Here is an 18549-nt window from a genome sequence, read left to right as displayed (position 1 = left end):
GCGCGATGTAGCGCGCGCAATCCCCGCTGCAACCCCCATTGCCCGATCAGGCACGCTCGCTTATTCCCCGCGCCATGGGTATCCTCAAGAAGCTGGGCATCGCGCTCCTCGTCATCCTGCTGGTGGTTCTCGTCGCAGGCTATTTCTTCACCCGCGGCGACACGGCCGACGTTCCCTTCGACGAAACGGTCGGAACCGACCCGAAGCTCGACGAGCCGGCTGCCGAAAGCTTCCCCACGGTGGCGATCGCCGAACCGATCGGTTGGGGGGAGAACGAGGTCCCGGTTGCGGCGGAGGGGCTCGCCGTTTCCCGCTTCGCTGAGGGCCTCGAACACCCGCGCACGCTGCAGGCGCTGCCCAATGGCGATGTGCTGGTCTCGCTGACGCGCTCGCCTTCGCTCGGTAGCGGCGAGAGCAAGGGGCTGCGCGGCATCATCGAAGGCTTCCTCTTCCGCAAGGCGGGGGCGGGCGGCGAAAGCCCCAACCAGATCGTTCTGTTGCGCGACGCCGATGGCGACGGGGCGGCGGAAGGTCGCTTCGTCCTCCGCGACGACCTCGATTCGCCCTCGGGTCTCGCCTGGGGCGACGACACGCTCTACGTCGCCAATCACGACGAGGTGCTGGCATTCGATTACGAACTCGGCGCGACAAAGATTACCGGCGCGGGGCGCAAGATCGCCGACCTCGCCGAAGGGACGGGCCACTGGATGCGCAATCTCGCGCTGCATCCCGATGGCGACCGGCTCTATGCAGCCGTCGGCTCCAAGTCGAATATCGGCGATGATGGGATGAAGATCGAAGAAGGCCGCGCGCTGATCTGGGAGATCAATCTCGAGACGGGCCGCCAGCGCGTGTTCGGCGCGGGACTGCGCAATCCCAACGGACTCGATTTCAGTCCTTGGTCGGGCGAGTTGTGGACCACGGTGAACGAGCGCGACATGCTCGGGTCGGACCTCGTGCCCGACTATCTCACCAATGTTCCCGTCGGATCGAACTACGGCTGGCCGTGGGTCTATTACGGCGACAATTACGATCGCCGGGTGAAATACCCGATCCCGCAATTCATCAACTACGTCCGCACGCCCGAATACGCCCTCGGCCCGCACGTCGCCGCGCTTGGCCTGGTGTTCAGCAAGGAAGGCGCGAAGATGGGGCCGAAATTCGCCAATGGTGCATTCATCGCGCGGCACGGCTCGTGGAACCGCAAGCCGCCTTCGGGCTACGACGTGGTCTATGTCGCCTTCGACGAGCGCGGCAACCCGACAGGCAAGCCGGTTCCCGTGCTATCGGGTTTCCTCGCGGATGACGGGAAGACGCACGGCCGACCGACCTGGGTCGAATGGGCCGGCGACGGCTCGCTGCTGGTATCCGACGATACCGCCGGGATCATCTGGCGGGTCTTCGCTCCCGGCGCCGAAGCGCAAAAGGGTATCGCGCGCGTGACGGGCGACCGCCTGCCGCCCCAGCGCGAACTGAACGGGATGAAGGCTAGTTTCGGTAAGGATGACTATGCGCGGCGGGTCACCGCCGAATAGCTCAGCCCGCCAGTTGATCGGGCGACAGCGTGTAAAGCGTAGCCGCTCCGGCCGTGGCCGAGGCCTTCAGACCCGCGGCTTCGGGTACGATCCGGTCGAGGAAAAAGCGCACCGTGGCCGCTTTTCCGGCGGCCAATGACGGTGCATCTCCGCTCTCGATCGCGCGCAATTGGTTCAATAGCTGCCAGCCCGCGACGGCTACCGCCATCATGGTGCAGAAGGGGACCGACCCGGCGAGGCGATCGTCGAGACTCGCTTCCGCGCGCATCCACTGGGCGACTGCTTCGCAATCGGCGGCGAGCGCGGCGAGGGCCGGCTCATTCGTCGCATTGCGCGCGATGTCGGCGATCAGTCCCGTCAGGGCCTCGCCGCCGTCGAGGCCGAGCTTGCGCGTGACGAGATCGGCGGCCTGAATGCCGTTGGTGCCCTCGTAGATCGGGGCGATCCGCGAATCGCGCCAGTGCTGCGCGGCGCCGGTTTCCTCGATGAAGCCCATGCCGCCATGGACCTGCACGCCGAGGCTGGCGACTTCGATGCCGATATCGGTGCCCCAGGCCTTGATCAGCGGGGTGAGGACTTCGCCGCGTGCGCCGGCGGCTTCGTCGCCCAGCGTCCCGCGGTCGACCTGGCCGGCGGTGTAGTAAAGCAGCGCGCGCGCGCCTTCGGTGAGCGCCTTCATCCGCAGCAGCATGCGCCGCACGTCGGGATGCTCGACGATCGCCACCGGCGACTTGTCGGGCGAGCCGGCGCGCGCCGACTGGACGCGTTCGCGGGCATAGGCGAGCGCCTGCTGGGTCGCGCGCTCGCCGATCTGGACGCCCTGGTTGCCGACATTGATGCGTGCATTGTTCATCATCGTGAACATCGCCATCAGCCCGCGGTTTTCCGCGCCGACCAGCTCGCCGATGCATTCGTCGTTGTCGCCATAGCTCATCACGCAGGTGGGCGAGGCGTTGATGCCGAGCTTGTGCTCGATGCTGACGCAGCGCAGGTCGTTGTGCGCGCCGAGCGAGCCGTCTTCCTTCACATGGTACTTGGGGACGATGAAGAGCGAGATGCCGCGGCTTCCCTCGGGCGCGTCGGGCAGGCGCGCGAGGACGAGGTGGATGATGTTCTTCGCCAGCTCGTGCTCGCCCCAGGTAATGTAGATCTTCTGGCCCTTGATCCGGTACTTGCCCGCATGCTCGCCCTCGGTGATCGGCTGCGCGGTGGTGCGCAGCGCGCCGACGTCGGAACCCGCCTGCGATTCGGTCAGGTTCATCGTCCCCGACCATTCGCCGCTGACGAGCCTGGGCAGGTATTTCTCCTGCAGCTCCTTCGACCCGTGATGCTCGAGCGATTCGATCGCCCCGACGCTCAGCATGGGCAGCAGGTTGAAGGCCATGTTCGCGGTGCCGAGGTTCTCGAGCACGTTGCACGACAGCGTGAAGGGCAGCCCCTGGCCGCCGAATTCGACGAGACCCGAAATCGCGTTCCAGCCCTGCTCGACATAATGCGCATAGGCCTCGGCAAAGCCCTCGGGCAGGCGCACCACGCCGTTTTCGAGCTTGGCGCCCTCGAGGTCGCCGATGCGGTTGAGCGGAGCCCATTCGCCCGCGGCGAATTCGCCGATCCCGCCGACGATGGCCTCGACCATGTCGGGCTCGGCGGCGGCGAATCTCTCGGCCTGCGCCAGTTCCTCGATCCCGGCATTGACGCGGATGGCGAGCAGCTGGTCCTGGGTGGCGGGGGTGTAGGTCACGTGTAATCCTCTTGGCTTTGCCTGCCCGCAGATATAGCGCGCGGGCATGGGCGGCAAATACGTTACGGAAACGCTTCGCGCAGAGGCCGGCGGCCTGGCCCGCGCGGTCGCAATTCTGCGCGAGGGCGGCCTTGTCGCGGTGCCGACCGAGACCGTCTATGGCCTCGCCGCACGCGCCGACAGCGATGCGGCGGTTGCGGGGATCTACGAAGCGAAGGGGAGGCCGAGCTTCAATCCGCTGATCGTCCACGTCGCGTCGTTCGAGCAGGCTCATGCGCTCGCCGAGTTCACGCCCGAAGCCGAGCGGTTGGCCGAGGAACACTGGCCGGGGCCGCTGACGCTGGTGCTCCCGCGTCGCCACGATGCCGGACTGGCGGCTGCCGTGACCGCGGGTCTCGACACCCTAGCACTGCGCATGCCCGCGCATCCGGTGATGCAGCGCCTGCTGAAAGAGGTCGGCCTGCCGCTCGCGGCGCCCTCGGCCAATCGCAGCGGCTTCATCAGCCCGACCACGCCCGCGCATGTGCTCGCCTCGCTCGACGGGCGAATCCACGCGGTGCTCGATGGCGGCGAATGCGAGCGCGGCCTCGAATCGACGATCGTGGCGGTCCGGGCCGACGGCTCGGTCGAAGTCCTGCGTCCCGGCCCCATCCCTCTCGAAGCCAAGGCGGGTGAGGGCGAGCGGATCGAGGCGCCCGGCCAGCTCGCCAGCCATTATGCTCCGGGCAAGCCGGTGCGGCTAAATGCGACGCAAGTTGCGCCAGACGACTTCATGATCGGCTTCGGTGCGGTCGGCGGGGACTGTACCCTATCGGCCAGCGGCGATCTCGCCGAGGCCGCGGCGCGGCTCTATGCCTGCCTCCACGAGGGCGCCCGCTCGGACAAGCCGCGCATCGCCGTGGCTCCGATCCCCGAAAGGGGCATCGGAGTCGCGATCAACGACCGGCTGCGGCGGGCTGCAACTCCGCCCGGCTAGTCGCCTTCTGGCTCGACCGGGATCGAGGGGATGATCTGCTGCATCTCGGCATAAGTATCGCGCGCCTCGTCGCAGGCGCGACGGCTGCCGTCCTCGCATTCGCCGAGCTGTTTCTGGTAGTCTCGCTCGAGCTTGGCGAGGCGTTCCTCGCGCCGCCGGATCTCGCGCCCGCGTTTCTCGTCCGCTTCGGACTGGCTGGTGGTGGCGAGATCGACGCCCTTGCTGACGACCTTCACCGGTGCGGTGGCGACATCGACAACGGTCTTGGCGAGGCAGCCGGGCAGCATCACTGCGGAAGGCAGCAGGATCAAAAGAGCTAGGCGACGCATGACGAAATCCTTTCGCCGCGCCGCCTAGCCGAAAACGGGTGAGCCGTCGATGAACTCAGGCGTCGGGTGCTTCGGGTGCTTCCGGCGCCTCGGGGGCATCGGGTGCCGGAGGGGCGATCGGAGCTGCCGGAGCCTCGGGGGCCGCCTTCCGCGCACTGGCCACCTCGCGGCAGTTGAGCTTGCCCGAACCCATCGCGCTGACCGTACAGTTGGCGCGCCCGTTCACGGTGATCGAACCCGATCCCATGATGCTGGCGTCTACCTTGCCGTCGGAGGTGAATTCGGCATTGCCCGATCCGGCGACCGAAATATCCGCGCCGCCGACTTCGAGGCCCGGCATGTCCGCTTCACCCGAGCCGGCGATGGTGAGGTCGAGCGATTCGACCTTGCCGCTGGCGGAAAAATCGCCAGAACCGGCGATGGTCAGGTCGAGCGAGGTCGCATCCATCCGCGCGACCTTGGCCTTGCCCGAGCCGGCAATGGTAACATCGGCCTTGCCGGTCATGGACTCGGCCTCGATGTCGCCCGAGCCGGCGAGCACCATCGCGGTGAGGCTGGGCATGGTGACGCGAACGGTCGCGTGCCCCTTGTCCTTCCAGTTATTCTTCTCGCGGCTGATACCGAGCGATCCATCGTCGAGCGAAAAGCGCAGCGAATCGACCGCCTCGTCGTCGCCCGAAACCGAGATGTCGAGCGCATCGCCTTCGGTGACGATGACCGTGTCGGGACCGGCGAGCACCAGCTCGGTCGGCGCCGGTCCGCTCGTGTCGAGCTCGGCCAGCGGCACGCCTTCGCTGTCGCCGATCTGGATGTTCACGCGATCGCAGCCGGTGACGAGTGCGGCGCCGGCCAGCACGGCCAGCGGCGCGAGGCCCTTGAGTAAACGGTGGATCATCGCAGTGGTATTCCTCTAGCAGCGGCAGTCCGTATTGCTGATATAATACAGCGCGCGACGATCATCAAGCCGGAGGATGCGGGCCGACCGGCCGGGTCCGGCCCGCCGGTCGATCCATTGCTGCCGTTCGTAGAACTCAGCGCGAGCAGGTGAGGCGGCCCGAACCCATCCGCGTCTGCGAGCAATCTGTGGTCCCCGTCACCACGGCACCGCCGCTGCCGACGATGCTCGCGGAGACCCGCCCGTCGGCGCGGAAGCGCGCGTCGCCCGAGCCTGCGATCGAGACGCTCGCGCGTCCCACGCGCAGGTCGCGGCCGTCGATATCGCCGCTGCCCGCAATGGTGATCTTGCCCTCGTCGGCATGGCCCGCGATGTGCAGATCGCCCGAGCCCGCGATGGTCGCCTTGAGCTCGGATGCCTGGACGCGGTTCACCTCGATCGTGCCCGAGCCGGCGACGGTCGCGCCGATCTCGGAGCCGTTCATCGCGTCGACCGAAAGATTGCCCGAGCCGGCAAGGACGACGTCCTCGACCGCGGGTGCGACGATCTCGATTCGGGCGGTGCCTTCGATCCGGTCGTGGCGATGGCGTCGGCCGACGGTGATCTTGCCGTCCTCGACGAGGAAGCGCAGCTCGGCGAGCACTTCCGCGCTGCCGCTCGCGCGGATCTGCCAGCGGTCGCCGCGCGTCACGGTGACGTTGTCGGCCCCGGCGAGAATCACCGAATCGAAGCGGCCGGTGCGGGCCCAGTCCTGCGAGATGGGCTGCCCGTCGTCGAGCTTGGAGCGCCACTTCTCGTGTGCGAGCGCGGAACCGGCAGGCAGGGCGACGATCGTGGCGAGGCCGAGCGAGGCGGCGGCAAGAATGCGAAACATGGACGTTCTCCCGAATGGTGGAGGCATAGGTCTCACCATCGGCAGGCAAAGTCGAGGACGCTCGTCGACAACTGTAATCGTTTGATGGAATCGCCGATCGCTCGCCGTACAAACTAAAAGGGGGCGCCTTGCGGCACCCCCCTCATACGCCCGGATTGCGAAGCGCTTACGCGTCCTCGGTGTTCTCGTAATATTGCGGCGCGTGTTCGCGCAGCACGTCGAGGATCTTTTCCAGCGCGGTTGCCTCGTCGGTCTTCTCCATCGCCGCGAGTTCGCGCGCGAGACGGCTCGAGGCCGCTTCGAAGATCTGGCGCTCCGAATAGGACTGTTCGGGCTGGTCGTCGGGGCGGAACAGGTCGCGCGTGACTTCCGCGATCAGGACGATCTCGCCCGAGTTGATCTTGGCTTCGTATTCCTGCGCGCGGCGGCTCCACATGGTCCGCTTGACCTTGGGCTTGCCCTTGAGCGTTTCCATCGCTTCCTTGAGCGTCTTGTCGCTCGACAGCTTGCGCATGCCGATCGATTCGACCTTGTTGACCGGAACGCGCAGCGTCATGCGTTCCTTCTCGAAGCGGAGGACATAGAGGTCGAGCTGCATGCCGGCGATTTCCTCGCTCTGCAGTTCGATGACACGGCCGACACCGTGCTTGGGGTAAACAACGTAGTCGCCAACGTCGAAGGCATCAGCCTTGCTTGCCATGCAATCTATCCTTTCGTCCGGGCCTGGCCGGAGGGACAGCAGCGTCATCGAAACCCTTGGCCGCAATCCCGCCTAAGGGAGTGCGGTCGAGTACCGATTGTGACGTGTGCTGGTGGCCTGCCCTTTCAATTCTCACACCTGGCCGGGAGCAAACCGGCGCAGTTGTTGCATTATATAGCACAGCCGCAAGAAAATTGCGAATCGCAATTAATTGAGCCGGAGGGTGCGGGCGGGCGGCGCGTAGTGGCCGCCCCGGATCAGTCGCCTTCGCCGGGATCGGGCGAGAAGTACTTGTCGAACTTGTCTTCTTCGTCCTTGTGCTCGTCGGCGTCGGCCGGCGGCTCCTTCGACTGGGTGATGTTGGGCCATTCGGCGCTGAACTTGGTGTTCAGCTCGAGCCACTTCTCCAGACCGTCCTCTGTGTCGGGGAGAATCGCCTCCGCCGGGCATTCGGGTTCGCACACACCGCAGTCGATGCACTCGCTGGGATTGATGACCAGCATGTTGTCGCCTTCGTAGAAGCAATCGACCGGACAGACCTCGACGCAGTCGGTGTACTTGCACTTGATGCAGGCCTCGGTGACGACATAGGTCATGGGTAGCGTAATCCCTAGAAATGGTTCCCTGATCCGCGCTGCTAGGGCGGATTATCCGTTGGGGTCAAGCTCCCGGTAGCAGGCCTGTGCTTCGCGCGGTGGCCCGCGCCTTTCGGGAAGCGTGATGATTTCGATCAGCCGGACCCTTTCGCCCAGCGGGAGGGTGAGGATGTCGCCCGCGCCGATGTCGCGCGAACAGCGTGTCACGCGCTCGCCATTGCGGCGGATATGCCCCTCTTCGACCAGCCTGTGCGCCGCGCTGCGCGTGCGCACGAAGCGCAGGTAGCACAGCAGCCGGTCGATCCTCACCGCGCGCGGTCCATCAGCGCACCAGGCCGGCGAGCGCGGCGAAGGCATTGCCCTCGCGCGGCGGCGCGGGCTTCTGCCGTTCCTGCTTGCGCCGTGCGGGGCGCCATTCCCAGCTATCGGGCCGCGGGGGCCCGAATTGTCCCGTCGCCAGCGGGCGCGCCTTGTGCACGCGGAAACCGGCATTGCCGAGCAGGCGTGCGATATTGCCCTCCTCGAGCCCGATCGAGATCGGCAGCGCGTAGTCGAGCACGAATTTGCGCCTGCGGTCCTTGCCCTGCGCCTTGGCGCGGACCTCGTGCGCGGCGCGCAGGATCTTCTCGGCGAGGTCGATGCGGATCGCCTGGCTGCCCGCGTGGCGATAGCCCGACGGCAGCTTCTTCGCATCGGCGATCACCGGCAGCATCGCCTCCTGCAGCGGGCGCCGGTCGGTGCCGAGCGCATGGAGCAGCTGGCGCGGCGCCGGCTTGAGCAGCGCGGGTGCGAAGATGTCGAGCGCGCCGAAGGTCACGCCGATCTTGCGCAGGAAGGGGCGCATTTCCTTTGGCAGGTGCTCGATCCCCGCTTGCTCCCGGGTGACGTAGCCATGCCCGGCGATGAGGTTGAGCAGCAGCGCACGCGCCTGCGACCCGGCTTCGGGATTGGCAGCTGCGTGATGCAGCTTCTCGAGCGGTTCGAGCGGATCGAGCGTTTTCGCCAGCCAGGCCTCGAGCGCGGCGACCAGCTTGGTTCGCGCGCCATCGGGCAGGCCGGCGACTTCGCGCGCGGGCTTGATCAGCGGGATCGCGCTGCCCGGCCGGGGTTCGAGCTGCGCGAGCTCCTGCCCGTTCCAGCGGATCGCGCCTCGCGCCAGTTCGACCCCTTCCATCTCCGATGCCGCCAGCGCCTCCGCCTTTTCGCCGAGCAGCCTGGGCAGTGCCTTCTCTGCCGCCGCGAGCAGCATGCGCCGATCCTCGTGCCGGGCGGAGGGATCGACCGCGAAGCGCAGCCCCTCGACATGGCCGAGCACTTCGCCCTCGACGCTCACTTCGCCCGCCTCGTTCAGTTCAATCGGCAACATGCCTGCATCCTGTCCCAGCGACTTCATCAGGATCGCCGTCCTCCGGTTTACGAATCTCTCGGTCAGCCGCGCATGGAGCGCGTCCGACAATTTGGCCTCGACCGCGCGCGCCCGCGCGGCCATCTCGTCGCGTGCCAGCACCCAGTCGGGCCGCTGGCAGATATAGGCCCAGCTGCGAATCGCCGCGATGCGACCCTGCAGCGTATCGATGTCCCCGGCCATATTGTCGAGTTCGCTGATCCGCGCCGCGACATAGTCCGCCCCGATATGGCCCCGCGCGAGATCCTGCCACAGCCGTGCGACGAAGCGGGCATGGACGTCGGGCCCGCGCTGGCGGAAGTCGGGCAGCGAGCAAGCTTCCCAGAAGCGCCGCACCATGCCCGGCCCGTGGACCTGCGCTGCCAGGGGTTCGTCCGCCAGCCGCTTGAGCGTGGCGAGGTCGATCGCCTCGGGTGCGAGCCGCAGTGCGGGATCCTCGGGCGGGGCCTCGAGATCGGCGATCAGCGTGCCAAGCGAATCGTAACGCGGCTCGGGCTCGCGCCAGAAGAGGTGGGTCAGCGGCGCGAAGCGGTGCTCCTCGATCGCATAGACCTCTTCCTCGGTGAATTCGGGCGCGGCGCCGTGCTTGCTGGTGCCCGCCAGCGTGCCGAAGGTGCCGTCGCGCTGGTGCCGACCCGCGCGCCCCGCGATCTGCGCCATCTCTGCGGGCAGCAGGCGGCGCATGCGCACGCCATCGAACTTGCTGAGCCCGGCGAAGGCGACGTGATTGACGTCAAGGTTCAGCCCCATGCCGATCGCATCGGTGGCGACGATGTAATCGACCTCGCCATTCTGGAACAACGCGACCTGCTTGTTGCGTGTCTCGGGACTGAGCGCGCCCATCACCACCGCCGCGCCGCCGCGGAAGCGCCGCAGCATCTCGGCCACGGCATAGACCTGCTCGGCGCTGAAGGCCACGATCGCGCTGCGCGGGGGCAGACGCGACAATTTGCGCGGGCCGATGTGCGTGAGGGTGGAAAAGCGCGGTCGGTCCGAAATCTCCGCCTCGGGCACCAGTTGTCGCACCAGCGGCTCGAGCGTCGCCGCGCCCAGCAGCATGGTCTCCTCACGCCCGCGCGTGTTGAGCAGGCGGTCGGTGAAGATGTGCCCGCGCTCGCGGTCGGCGGCGAGCTGCGCCTCGTCGAGCGCGACGAAGGCGGCATTGGCGCCGTCGCGCGGCATCGCTTCCACGGTGCAGCAGCGATAGCGCGCATTCGGCGGCTCGATCCGTTCCTCGCCGGTGATCAGCGCGACCGCATCGTCGCCCTTGATCGCACGCACCCGGTCGTAGACCTCGCGCGCGAGCAGGCGCAGCGGGAAGCCCATGCAGCCGCTCGAATGCGCGGCCATGCGCTCGATCGCCAGATGCGTCTTGCCGGTATTGGTGGGTCCGAGGACCGCCTTGATTGCGCTACCCTGCACCCCCCCTAGGTGGCAGCGGCAGGGGCCAAGGGCAACCACCCGGCGCCCCGTTCCCTCGATTCGCCGCAATCGCGACTCGGACCGCCGCAAGTTAAGCGGGCCTTTACTTTGTTTTGGCAATCGGAACGGGCAAAGGACCCTGCAGGAAGGGTCGAGGTCGCCATTTATCGCAGCGAGCGGCCGGAAAGAAGGGACAGCGCAGGTGTACAGGTCCCCCGCGGACATGGACGATACGCACGGGCACGAAGCCACCGGCGGACAGGGTCAGGCCCCCGCTTCGCTGGCGCATGACCAGATCGTCCAGCCGCCGCGCCAACCCGCATTTTCCTGGGCCACCATGCGCGACCAATTGTCGGGCCGGATCGCCGCGCTCGACCTCGCGCCCGATCTCGGCAGCGAGATCGGCAGCAAGCGCTGGATGCGCGGGCTCGGGACCTTCGTCGGGCTGAGCGCCGCAGCGATCGCCTTCTGGCCCAGCTTCGCCCCGCTCGAGGCCGCGCCCCCGGCACATGTCGACGATGCGGTGCGCGACGAATACCGCAGCCAGATGATCCTCCCGCTGGCGCTGGGCGCCGACAGCGGCCGCCACATGGGCGCCACCGCGCTGGTCGAACCGCTCGCCGCCGCGCCCGAGCGACCCACTCTCGAGACGGTCCTGACGATGGGCCGCGGCGACACTTTCGAGCGCCTGTTGCGCCGCGCCGGTATCGGGCGGGACGACAGCCTGCGGGTTGCGGATCTCGTTGGTGGCGCGATGAACCTGTCCGACCTCGCTCCGGGGACCAGCTTCGACATCACCCTCGGCCGGCGTCCCGCACCGGGCGCGCCGCGCCCGCTCGAAACCATCGCCTTCCGTGCCCGCTTCGATCTCGAACTGGCGGTCGAACGATTGGGCGAAGGCGCCGACCTCGCGCTGACCAAGCACGTCATACGCGTCGACGAGACCCCGCTGCGCATCCGCGGGACCGTCGGCGACAGCCTCTATCGCTCGGCACGCGCGGCGGGGGCACCGGCGAGCGCGGTCCAAGCCTATCTCAAGACGCTCGGCCAATATGTGAATCTCGACCGCGACGTACGCTCGGACGACACCTTCGATTTCATCGTCGCACATCGCCGCGCCGCCACCGGCGAGCGCCAGGCGGGGCAATTGCTCTACGCCGGGCTCGAGCGGGCAGAAAAGCCGCGCGTCCAGCTGATGCGCTGGGGCAAGGAAGGCGAATTCTACGAAGCGTCGGGCGTCGGCGAGCAGCGCGGCGGATTGATGGCTCCGGTCCCGGGGCGCATGACCTCGCGCTTCGGCATGCGGCGCCACCCGATCCTGGGCTATCGCCGGATGCATTCGGGGCTCGACTTCAAGGCCAGCTACGGCACGCCGATCGTCGCGGTGACCGACGGGCGCGTCACCGGCGCCGGGCGTATGGGCGGCTGCGGCAATGCCGTGCGCCTGCACCACGACGGCGGGATCGACACGCGCTATTGCCATATGAGCCGGATCGCGGTGAACCGCGGGCAGAGCGTCCGGCGCGGGCAGGTGATCGGCTATGTCGGCTCGACTGGCCTCTCCACCGGGGCGCACCTCCATTACGAAATGTACCGCAGCGGTCGCGCGATCGACCCGTCGAGCGTCCAGTATGTCAGCCGGGCGCAGCTGGCCGGTGCCGAACTGCGCCGGTTCAAGGATGCGCTGTCGCGAATCAAGACGGTCGTGCCGGGCGCCGCGCTGGCCGAGCTTGAGCAGACGTCGGCCGAAGTCGCGGCGAGCGAACCGGCGCGCGAGATCGACCGGCTGTCGCCGCCCAAGAAGGGCTGAGATTGCGCTGAACGCGCGCTTGCGGCACAGCGTCGCCATGACCAATTCCAGCTATCCCGCCACCCGCCTGCGTCGCACCCGTGCGAGCGGCTGGAGCCGCGCCATGCACCGCGAAACCGTGCTGACCCCCGCCGATCTGATCTGGCCGCTGTTCGTGACCGACGGCACCGGGGTCGAGGAACCGGTGGCAAGCCTGCCCGGCGTGTCGCGCTGGTCGGTCGACGGCATCGCGAAGCGCGCAAAGGAAGCGGTCGATCTGGGCATTCCCTGCATCGCGCTGTTCCCGAACACGCAGGCGGACAAGCGCAGCGACGACGGTGCCGAGGCGCTCAATCCCGACAATCTCATGTGCCGCGCAATCAAGGCGGTTCGCGATGCCTGCGGCAGCGATATCGGGATCCTCACCGACGTCGCGCTCGATCCCTATACCAGCCACGGGCAGGACGGGCTGCTCGATGATACGGGCTACGTCCTCAACGACGATACCGTCGCCGTGCTGGTCGACCAGGCGGTCAATCAGGCCGATGCGGGGGCGGACATCATCGCCCCGTCGGACATGATGGACGGCCGCGTGAAGGCGATCCGCATGGCGCTGGAGATGAACCAGCATCCCAATGTCCAGATCATGGCCTATTCGGCGAAATACGCCTCTGCCTTCTACGGCCCGTTCCGCGATGCGGTTGGGTCGGGCGGTCTGCTCAAGGGCGACAAGAAGAGCTACCAGATGGACCCGGCCAATGGCGACGAGGCGATGCGCGAGATCGCACTCGACATCGCCGAGGGTGCCGACAGCGTGATGGTCAAGCCGGGGCTCGCCTATCTCGACATCATCTGGCGCGCCAAGCAGCAGTTCAACGTGCCGGTCTTCGCCTATCAGGTGAGCGGCGAATACGCGCTGATCGAAGCCGGGGCGGCGGCGGGCGTGGGCGACCGCGACGCTCTGCTGATGGAGAAGCTGCTCGCCTTCAAGCGTGCCGGCTGCAGCGGGGTACTGACCTATCACGCGCCGCGCGCGGCGCAGCTTCTCAAGGGCTGAGACCGTGGGCGCTTTCCGGTACGAGACCGAGCGGCTGGTGCTGCGCGACTGGCGCGAGGAAGACTGGCCGCGCTTCTGGCAGGGCACCAATACCGAGAACGTCATGCGCTGGCTCGGCGGCGTGGCCGACGAGGCCAAGCGGCAGGGCGCGCAGGACCGGCTGCTGTCCTACGAGCGCGAGCTTGGCCACACCTTCTGGTGTGTCGAGCGCAAGGAGGACGGGGCGGTGCTCGGCTTCTGCGGGCTCAAGCGCTCGAACCAGGCGGGCGGGCCGATGGGCCTGATGGAGGTCGGCTGGCGCCTGCGCGAGGATGCCTGGGGGAAGGGCTATGCGAAGGAGGCGGCCAGCGCCTCGCTCGACCTTGCCTTCGAACGCTTCGATGCCGACGAGGTTGTCGCCTTTACGGTCGAGCGTAACACGCCGAGCTGGGGGTTGATGAAGCGATTGGGCATGCGGCGGCGCGGGGATCTCGACTTCGAAAACGCCGATTTCGATCCGGAGAACCCGGTGATCATCGTTTATTCGATCGACCGGGAAACCTGGGAGGCAGCGCGTGGCTGACATCGTCGCCGAAACCGAGCGGCTGGTGCTGCGGACGATCGAGGATGGCGACGCCGCCGTGCAGGACCGGTTGCTCAACACGCCTGCGGTGATGGCGCGGCTTGGCGGGGTCAAGGAGCTCCACGAGATCGAGGCCAAGCACGCCAAGTCGATGGCGATGTACGCGCGCGAAGGCTTCAGCTTCCTTTTCATGATCGAAAAGGCGACCGGCGAGATGGTCGGCCATTGCGGGATCAAGCGCGTCGACAACCCGTTGGCGAAGAATGTCGGCGATCACGAGGTCGGCTGGCTGGTGCGCGAGGACCGTTGGCGGCGCGGTTATGCCGAAGAGGCGATGCGCGCGGTGCTCGACTGGGCCTTCACCCGCGTGGGTGCGCCGCATGTCGTGGCGCTGACCAGCGAGGCCAATGTCGGCAGCTGGAAACTGATGGAAAAGCTCGGCATGGTCCGTCGCGAGGATCTCGATTTCGACGATCCGAGCTATCCGCCGGAAGACAATCCGACGATCCTGTATTCGCTCACGAAAGACCAATGGGAGAGCACACGATGACCGCGAGCCGCCCCGGCGTCACCATCATTCCGATCCACGGCCATACGCCGAAAATACACGACAGCGCCTTCATCGCGCCCGGTTGCACGATCATCGGCAATGTCGAGATCGGGGCGGACAGTTCGGTGTGGTACAATTGCGTGCTGCGCGCCGATGTCAGCCGCATCGTCATCGGCGAGCGCTCGAACATCCAGGACGGCACGGTCTGCCATTGCGATCCCGAACGCCCGGGCGATCCCGACGGTTCGCCGCTGATCGTGGGCGACGACGTGCTGATCGGGCACATGGCGATGGTCCATGGTTGTACCATCGAGGACCGCGGCTTCGTCGGCCTCGGCGCAATCGCGATGAACAAGGCGGTGATCGGTTCGGACGCCATGCTGGCGGCGGGCGCGATGCTGACCGAAGGCAAGGTGATGGGCGCGCGCGAGCTGTGGGGCGGACGCCCTGCGCGCAAGATGCGCGATCTCGACGACGCGGCGATTGCCGGCATGCGCATGGGCGTCGCGCATTACGCGGAGAACGCGAAGCACCACGCGGCCGCTGTCGAGGCCGCGACGAGCCATGGCGCGCCCCAAGGCTGACCTTCCCGATTCCGCCGCGCTGCAGGCGCTCGTCACCGAGGGTCAGTTGCGCGTGCGCGTGACTCCCGGTGCGCGGAGCGAGAGCGTGGCCATCGAGGACGGTAGGGTCTTGGTGAAGGTGCGTGCCAGGCCCACCGATGGCGAAGCCAATCTCGCGGTCGAAAAGCTGGTGGCGCGCGCCCTTGGCGTGCCGACGTCACGCTGCCGCATTGTGCGCGGCGCGACTTCTCGCGAGAAACTGCTGGCCGTCGAAAGCTAGGCCGCGCGGCCTTCGATCCGCAGGGCACAGAGAAACAGCATGCCTGCCAGCGCAAAGGGCAGGCTCGCGGCAATATCCGGTGCCCGCGCATGGAGCATCGCGCCGCCGACGGCACCGAGCGCGAGTGCCAACCACAGCGAGGCATAGCCGCGCATCGCGATATTCGGCCGGCCCAGTAGCCACGCAGCAAGGCCTTGGCCGGACCTTACGAGTGCCCCGGTCATATAGGTCACGCCCACGGTGACCTCGCCGTCGCGCGAGAAGACGTTGTTCGAAATTCCCATCGCCGCAGCCGCCAGGGCCATGAACAGGATATCGCGGGACAGATGCAGGGCGAGGCCTGCCGCGCCGAGCAAAAGGGTTACCACGCCGAGCAGGATTCGCTTGTGTCTCCCTGCATAGCGGACGGCGATCATGGCCCCCAAAGTGACACCGCCGACGAAACAGGCGATAATCGTGAGGGGCAGAAGCGCGAGCTCCGGTGCGGTCGCCAGATCGACCCCCAGCCGGGTCGTATTGCCCGACATGAAGGAGGTGAAATAGCCGCCGGCAACGACGAAGCCGGTGGCATCGACCTGGCCGGCGAGGAAAGCGAGGCCCAGGGCAAGCCGCTGTCGGCCGGGATCGTATCGGTGCATTGTACGGACAATGCCGATGAGCCGGCGAAATTCAATCTCGGATCAGCGATCTAAGCGCCTCGATCCGGTCGGCCTCGTGCGGCGGCTTGTCCCAGCGGATGCGGTGGATACGCGGGAAGCGCATGGCGAGGCCGGATTTGTGGCGCTTGCTCTCGTGGACCGAGTCGAAAGCGACTTCGAACACGAGGCTCTTGTCGGTCTCGCGCACCGGGCCGAAGCGGTTGACCGTGTTCTGGCGGACATGGCGGTCGAGCTTCTTCAGCTCCTCGTCGGTGAAGCCCGAATAGGCCTTGCCCACCGGCAACAGCTCGGCGCCGGCATCGGGATCGCCGTCCCAGCACCCGAAGGTGTAGTCTGAAAAGAAGCTCGATCGCTTGCCGCTGCCGCGCTGGGCATACATCAGCACGCAATCGACCAGCAGCGGGTCGCGCTTCCACTTGTACCAGTATCCGACGCGGCGCCCGGCGATATAGGGGCTGTCGCGCCGCTTGAGCATCAGCCCTTCGATCGCATCGTCGCGCGCGCCCTCGCGAATTTGCGCAAGATGCTCGAAGTCGCGCGCCTCGACCACCTGGCTGAGATCGAAATGCGAGTCCGGGAGTCGCCCCATAAGCGCCTCGAGCCGCGCGCGGCGCGCGGTCCAGGGCAGCTCGCGCAGATCCTCGCCCTCGAGCAGGAGCGCGTCGTAGAGCCGGACGAAGGCGGGAAACTCGGCGAGCATCTTCTTGCTGACGGTCTTGCGCCCGAGCCGCTGCTGCAGCGCGTTGAAGCTCGCCGCGCCACCCGCTTCGCCGCCCTGATGCGCGCCGCGAACGAGCAGTTCGCCGTCGAGCACCGCGGGGAAGGGCAGGACTTCGAGCAATTCGGGGAAGGTCGCCGAGATGTCGTCGCCCGAACGCGAATAGACGCGGGTCTCCTCGCCCGCGCGGACGAGCTGGACGCGGATACCGTCCCATTTCCATTCGGCCGCGTAATCGGCGAGATCGACCACCGCCTCTTCCAGCGGATGGGCGAGCATGAAGGGGCGGAAGGTCGGCAGGTTCTCGATGTCCGGCGGCGCCTCGCCCCGCGCGGCCCAGGCGAACAGCGGGTCGTAGGGCGCATCGAGCCCGTGCCAGTATTCCTCGACTTCCTCGACCGAGACGGCGAAGGCCTGCGCGAAAGCGGTCTTGGCGAGACGGCTGGAAACACCGATCCGCATGCCCCCCGTCGCCAGCTTGAGCAGTGCATAGCGGCCCGAGGGATCGAGCCGGTCGAGCAGGCGCGGCAGTTCGGTCAGCACGCTTTTGCGATTCATGCCGCCAAGCTGGTCTACCGCCTCGCTCACCGTCGGCGGCGAGGGCGAATCTTCGGGCGCGGGCCACAGGAGGCTGGCGGTCTCCGCCGTGTCGCCGACGAAGTCGCGGCTCAGCGTCCAGAGTACCGGGTCGATGCGGTCCTTGAGCAAATTGCGGATGGTCGAGCTCTTCACCGCCGGGAAGTCGAGCCCGTCGGCCAGAGCGGCGAGGGCCCAGCCGCGGTCGGGATCGGGCGTCGCGCGCAGATACTCCGCGATCAGCCGCAGCTTCTCATTCCGGCTGCGCGTATATACCAGCGCGTCGATCAGGGCGGCGAATTCCTCCACCGCTCAGTCGTCCTCGTCTTCATAGCCGACCAGCGCCAGCGCGCGGGCGCGGCGCTGGTGGAGCTGGCACCAGCGCAGCAGCGCGTCCTCGCGACCGTGCGTGATCCAGTTCTCCTCTGCGCCGACCTCCTCGATCGTGCGCGTCAGCTCGCCCCAGTCGGCATGGTCCGATATGACCAGGGGCAATTCGACATTGCGCTGGCGCGCGCGCTGGCGGATCCGCATCCAGCCGCTCGCCATAGCCGTGATCGGGTCGGGCAGCCGGCGCGACCAGCGATCGTTGAGTGCGGAGGGGGGGCAGACCACGATCGATCCGCGCATCTCGTCCTTGGAATGATCCGCCACCAGCCGCAATTCGCCAAGATCGACACCGTGCTCCTCGTAGAGCCGGCACATCTTCTCCATCGCACCGTGGAGGTAGATCGGTGCGGCGTGCCCCGCGCGGCGCAGTTCGGCGATCACCCGCTGCGCCTTGCCCAGCGCATAGGCGCCGACGAGCACGCAGCGCTCGGGATGCGCGGCCAGCCTATCGAGCAGCTTGGCCATCTCCTCCTCGATCGGCGGATGGCAGAAGACCGGCAGGCCGAAGGTCGCCTCGGTCACGAAGATGTCGCAAGGGGTGACCTCGAAGGGCGGGCAGGTGGGGTCGTGACGTCGCTTGTAGTCTCCCGTGACGATCACGCGCTCGCCGGCGTGTTCGAGCAGGATCTGCGCGCTGCCGAGGACATGGCCTGCGGGGATGTAGGTCGCATCGACCCCGCCCGGCAGGCGGATCGTCTCGCCGTACTGGACCGGGGTGGCGCCGTCCGAAGTCGCGTAGCGCAACTTCATGATCGCCAGCGTCTCGGGAGTGGCGACGGTCTGGCCATGGCCGCCGCGCGCATGGTCGGCGTGGCCATGCGTCACCAGCGCCTTGTCGACCGCGCGGCTGGGATCGACCCAGCAATTGGCGGGCACGACATGGATGCCGTGCGGTTCGGGGCGGATCCAGGAAAAGGGCGCAGCCATCGCCG

19 protein-coding genes are annotated in these 18549 nt (G+C 67.3%); 8 read left to right on the top strand and 11 right to left on the bottom strand.

Annotation, left to right across the window (positions count from 1 at the left end; genetic code table 11):
- Nucleotides 1–74: 74 nt before the first annotated feature.
- Nucleotides 75–1535, top strand: coding sequence for a PQQ-dependent sugar dehydrogenase (locus K3181_RS07280; RefSeq protein WP_221602325.1), 1461 nt, complete (start codon nt 75–77; stop codon nt 1533–1535).
- Between the two features lies 1 nt (nt 1536).
- Here the strand turns inward: K3181_RS07280 and K3181_RS07275 are convergent, their stop codons facing one another.
- A complete protein-coding gene (locus tag K3181_RS07275) occupies nt 1537–3276 on the bottom strand; it encodes an acyl-CoA dehydrogenase family protein (RefSeq protein ID WP_221602315.1) in 1740 nt (579 codons plus the stop codon).
- A gap of 46 nt (nt 3277–3322) precedes the next feature.
- Between K3181_RS07275 and K3181_RS07270 the strand changes: the two genes are divergently transcribed.
- Entirely contained in the window at nt 3323–4252 is a 930-nt protein-coding gene (locus K3181_RS07270; protein WP_221602313.1) for an L-threonylcarbamoyladenylate synthase, read from the top strand.
- Here the strand turns inward: K3181_RS07270 and K3181_RS07265 are convergent.
- The 7 genes from K3181_RS07265 to K3181_RS07235 form a co-directional block, all read right to left on the bottom strand.
- Entirely contained in the window at nt 4249–4581 is a 333-nt protein-coding gene (locus tag K3181_RS07265) for a hypothetical protein (RefSeq protein WP_221602311.1), read from the bottom strand. The two genes, K3181_RS07270 and K3181_RS07265, sit on opposite strands and share 4 nt — an antisense overlap.
- A gap of 55 nt (nt 4582–4636) precedes the next feature.
- Nucleotides 4637–5476, bottom strand: a complete 840-nt coding sequence (locus tag K3181_RS07260; protein WP_221602309.1) for a head GIN domain-containing protein — start codon at nt 5474–5476, stop codon at nt 4637–4639.
- Nucleotides 5477–5612: 136 nt separating this feature from the next.
- Nucleotides 5613–6350, bottom strand: coding sequence for a head GIN domain-containing protein (locus K3181_RS07255; RefSeq protein ID WP_221602307.1), 738 nt, complete (start codon nt 6348–6350; stop codon nt 5613–5615).
- Between the two features lie 166 nt (nt 6351–6516).
- Nucleotides 6517–7050: a CarD family transcriptional regulator gene (locus tag K3181_RS07250; protein ID WP_115415586.1), complete on the bottom strand. Its 534-nt coding sequence runs from the start codon at nt 7048–7050 to the stop codon at nt 6517–6519.
- 257 nt (nt 7051–7307) lie between these two features.
- Nucleotides 7308–7646 (bottom strand): ferredoxin FdxA, encoded by a 339-nt coding sequence (gene fdxA, locus K3181_RS07245; protein WP_221602298.1) that lies wholly within the window; start codon nt 7644–7646, stop codon nt 7308–7310.
- Between the two features lie 51 nt (nt 7647–7697).
- Nucleotides 7698–7955: an RNA-binding S4 domain-containing protein gene (locus tag K3181_RS07240; RefSeq protein ID WP_221602295.1), complete on the bottom strand. Its 258-nt coding sequence runs from the start codon at nt 7953–7955 to the stop codon at nt 7698–7700.
- A 13-nt stretch (nt 7956–7968) separates the two neighbouring features.
- Nucleotides 7969–10473 carry a helicase-related protein gene (locus K3181_RS07235; RefSeq protein WP_425594538.1) on the bottom strand — a complete coding sequence of 835 codons (2505 nt, stop codon included), beginning with the start codon at nt 10471–10473 and terminating at the stop codon, nt 7969–7971.
- A 223-nt stretch (nt 10474–10696) separates the two neighbouring features.
- Here K3181_RS07235 and K3181_RS07230 point away from each other — a divergent pair, with 223 nt between their 5' ends.
- The 6 genes from K3181_RS07230 to K3181_RS07205 are packed head-to-tail and all read left to right on the top strand — an operon-like array spanning nt 10697 to nt 15274.
- Nucleotides 10697–12283 carry a M23 family metallopeptidase gene (locus K3181_RS07230; protein WP_221602293.1) on the top strand — a complete coding sequence of 529 codons (1587 nt, stop codon included), beginning with the start codon at nt 10697–10699 and terminating at the stop codon, nt 12281–12283.
- 37 nt (nt 12284–12320) lie between these two features.
- Nucleotides 12321–13319: a porphobilinogen synthase gene (gene hemB, locus K3181_RS07225; protein ID WP_221602291.1), complete on the top strand. Its 999-nt coding sequence runs from the start codon at nt 12321–12323 to the stop codon at nt 13317–13319.
- Nucleotides 13320–13323: 4 nt separating this feature from the next.
- Nucleotides 13324–13881: a GNAT family N-acetyltransferase gene (locus tag K3181_RS07220; RefSeq protein ID WP_221602288.1), complete on the top strand. Its 558-nt coding sequence runs from the start codon at nt 13324–13326 to the stop codon at nt 13879–13881.
- Complete coding sequence (locus tag K3181_RS07215; protein WP_221602286.1) at nt 13874–14431, top strand: GNAT family N-acetyltransferase; 558 nt, start codon at nt 13874–13876, stop codon at nt 14429–14431. Before K3181_RS07220 ends, K3181_RS07215 begins: the two co-directional genes overlap by 8 nt.
- On the top strand, nt 14428–15015 hold the full coding sequence (locus K3181_RS07210; RefSeq protein WP_221602284.1) for a gamma carbonic anhydrase family protein: 588 nt from the start codon (nt 14428–14430) through the stop codon (nt 15013–15015). The genes K3181_RS07215 and K3181_RS07210 overlap by 4 nt, the downstream gene beginning before the upstream one ends.
- Nucleotides 14996–15274: a DUF167 domain-containing protein gene (locus K3181_RS07205; protein ID WP_221602282.1), complete on the top strand. Its 279-nt coding sequence runs from the start codon at nt 14996–14998 to the stop codon at nt 15272–15274. Before K3181_RS07210 ends, K3181_RS07205 begins: the two co-directional genes overlap by 20 nt.
- On the opposite strand, the gene K3181_RS07200 is transcribed toward K3181_RS07205, so the two are convergent.
- Genes K3181_RS07200 through K3181_RS07190 form a run of 3 tightly spaced genes read right to left on the bottom strand, consistent with a single transcriptional unit; the run spans nt 15271 to nt 18544 of the window.
- Nucleotides 15271–15912 (bottom strand): YoaK family protein, encoded by a 642-nt coding sequence (locus K3181_RS07200; protein WP_221602280.1) that lies wholly within the window; start codon nt 15910–15912, stop codon nt 15271–15273. The two genes, K3181_RS07205 and K3181_RS07200, sit on opposite strands and share 4 nt — an antisense overlap.
- Nucleotides 15913–15943: 31 nt before the next feature.
- Nucleotides 15944–17536 (bottom strand): cisplatin damage response ATP-dependent DNA ligase, encoded by a 1593-nt coding sequence (locus K3181_RS07195; RefSeq protein WP_221602278.1) that lies wholly within the window; start codon nt 17534–17536, stop codon nt 15944–15946.
- Between the two features lie 3 nt (nt 17537–17539).
- Nucleotides 17540–18544 (bottom strand): ligase-associated DNA damage response exonuclease, encoded by a 1005-nt coding sequence (locus K3181_RS07190; RefSeq protein ID WP_221602276.1) that lies wholly within the window; start codon nt 18542–18544, stop codon nt 17540–17542.
- Nucleotides 18545–18549: the final 5 nt, after the last annotated feature.

It is taken from the genome of Qipengyuania mesophila (assembly GCF_019711655.1).
Taxonomy (GTDB): domain Bacteria; phylum Pseudomonadota; class Alphaproteobacteria; order Sphingomonadales; family Sphingomonadaceae; genus Qipengyuania; species Qipengyuania mesophila.
Note: the sequence above shows the minus strand (reverse complement) of the source record. Positions and strands in the feature narration are given on the sequence as shown.

What these genes read in the sequence shown, in the direction of transcription:
- K3181_RS07250 (WP_115415586.1), bottom strand. Translation starts at nt 7,050, where the DNA reads ATGGCAAGCAAGGCTGATGCCTTCGACGTTGGCGACTACGTTGTTTAC.
- K3181_RS07190 (WP_221602276.1), bottom strand. Translation starts at nt 18,544, where the DNA reads ATGGCTGCGCCCTTTTCCTGGATCCGCCCCGAACCGCACGGCATCCAT.
- K3181_RS07260 (WP_221602309.1), bottom strand. Translation starts at nt 5,476, where the DNA reads ATGATCCACCGTTTACTCAAGGGCCTCGCGCCGCTGGCCGTGCTGGCC.
- hemB (WP_221602291.1), top strand. Translation starts at nt 12,321, where the DNA reads ATGACCAATTCCAGCTATCCCGCCACCCGCCTGCGTCGCACCCGTGCG.
- K3181_RS07270 (WP_221602313.1), top strand. Translation starts at nt 3,323, where the DNA reads ATGGGCGGCAAATACGTTACGGAAACGCTTCGCGCAGAGGCCGGCGGC.
- K3181_RS07230 (WP_221602293.1), top strand. Translation starts at nt 10,697, where the DNA reads ATGGACGATACGCACGGGCACGAAGCCACCGGCGGACAGGGTCAGGCC.
- K3181_RS07265 (WP_221602311.1), bottom strand. Translation starts at nt 4,581, where the DNA reads ATGCGTCGCCTAGCTCTTTTGATCCTGCTGCCTTCCGCAGTGATGCTG.
- K3181_RS07255 (WP_221602307.1), bottom strand. Translation starts at nt 6,350, where the DNA reads ATGTTTCGCATTCTTGCCGCCGCCTCGCTCGGCCTCGCCACGATCGTC.
- K3181_RS07205 (WP_221602282.1), top strand. Translation starts at nt 14,996, where the DNA reads ATGGCGCGCCCCAAGGCTGACCTTCCCGATTCCGCCGCGCTGCAGGCG.
- K3181_RS07210 (WP_221602284.1), top strand. Translation starts at nt 14,428, where the DNA reads ATGACCGCGAGCCGCCCCGGCGTCACCATCATTCCGATCCACGGCCAT.
- fdxA (WP_221602298.1), bottom strand. Translation starts at nt 7,646, where the DNA reads ATGACCTATGTCGTCACCGAGGCCTGCATCAAGTGCAAGTACACCGAC.
- K3181_RS07200 (WP_221602280.1), bottom strand. Translation starts at nt 15,912, where the DNA reads ATGCACCGATACGATCCCGGCCGACAGCGGCTTGCCCTGGGCCTCGCT.
- K3181_RS07280 (WP_221602325.1), top strand. Translation starts at nt 75, where the DNA reads ATGGGTATCCTCAAGAAGCTGGGCATCGCGCTCCTCGTCATCCTGCTG.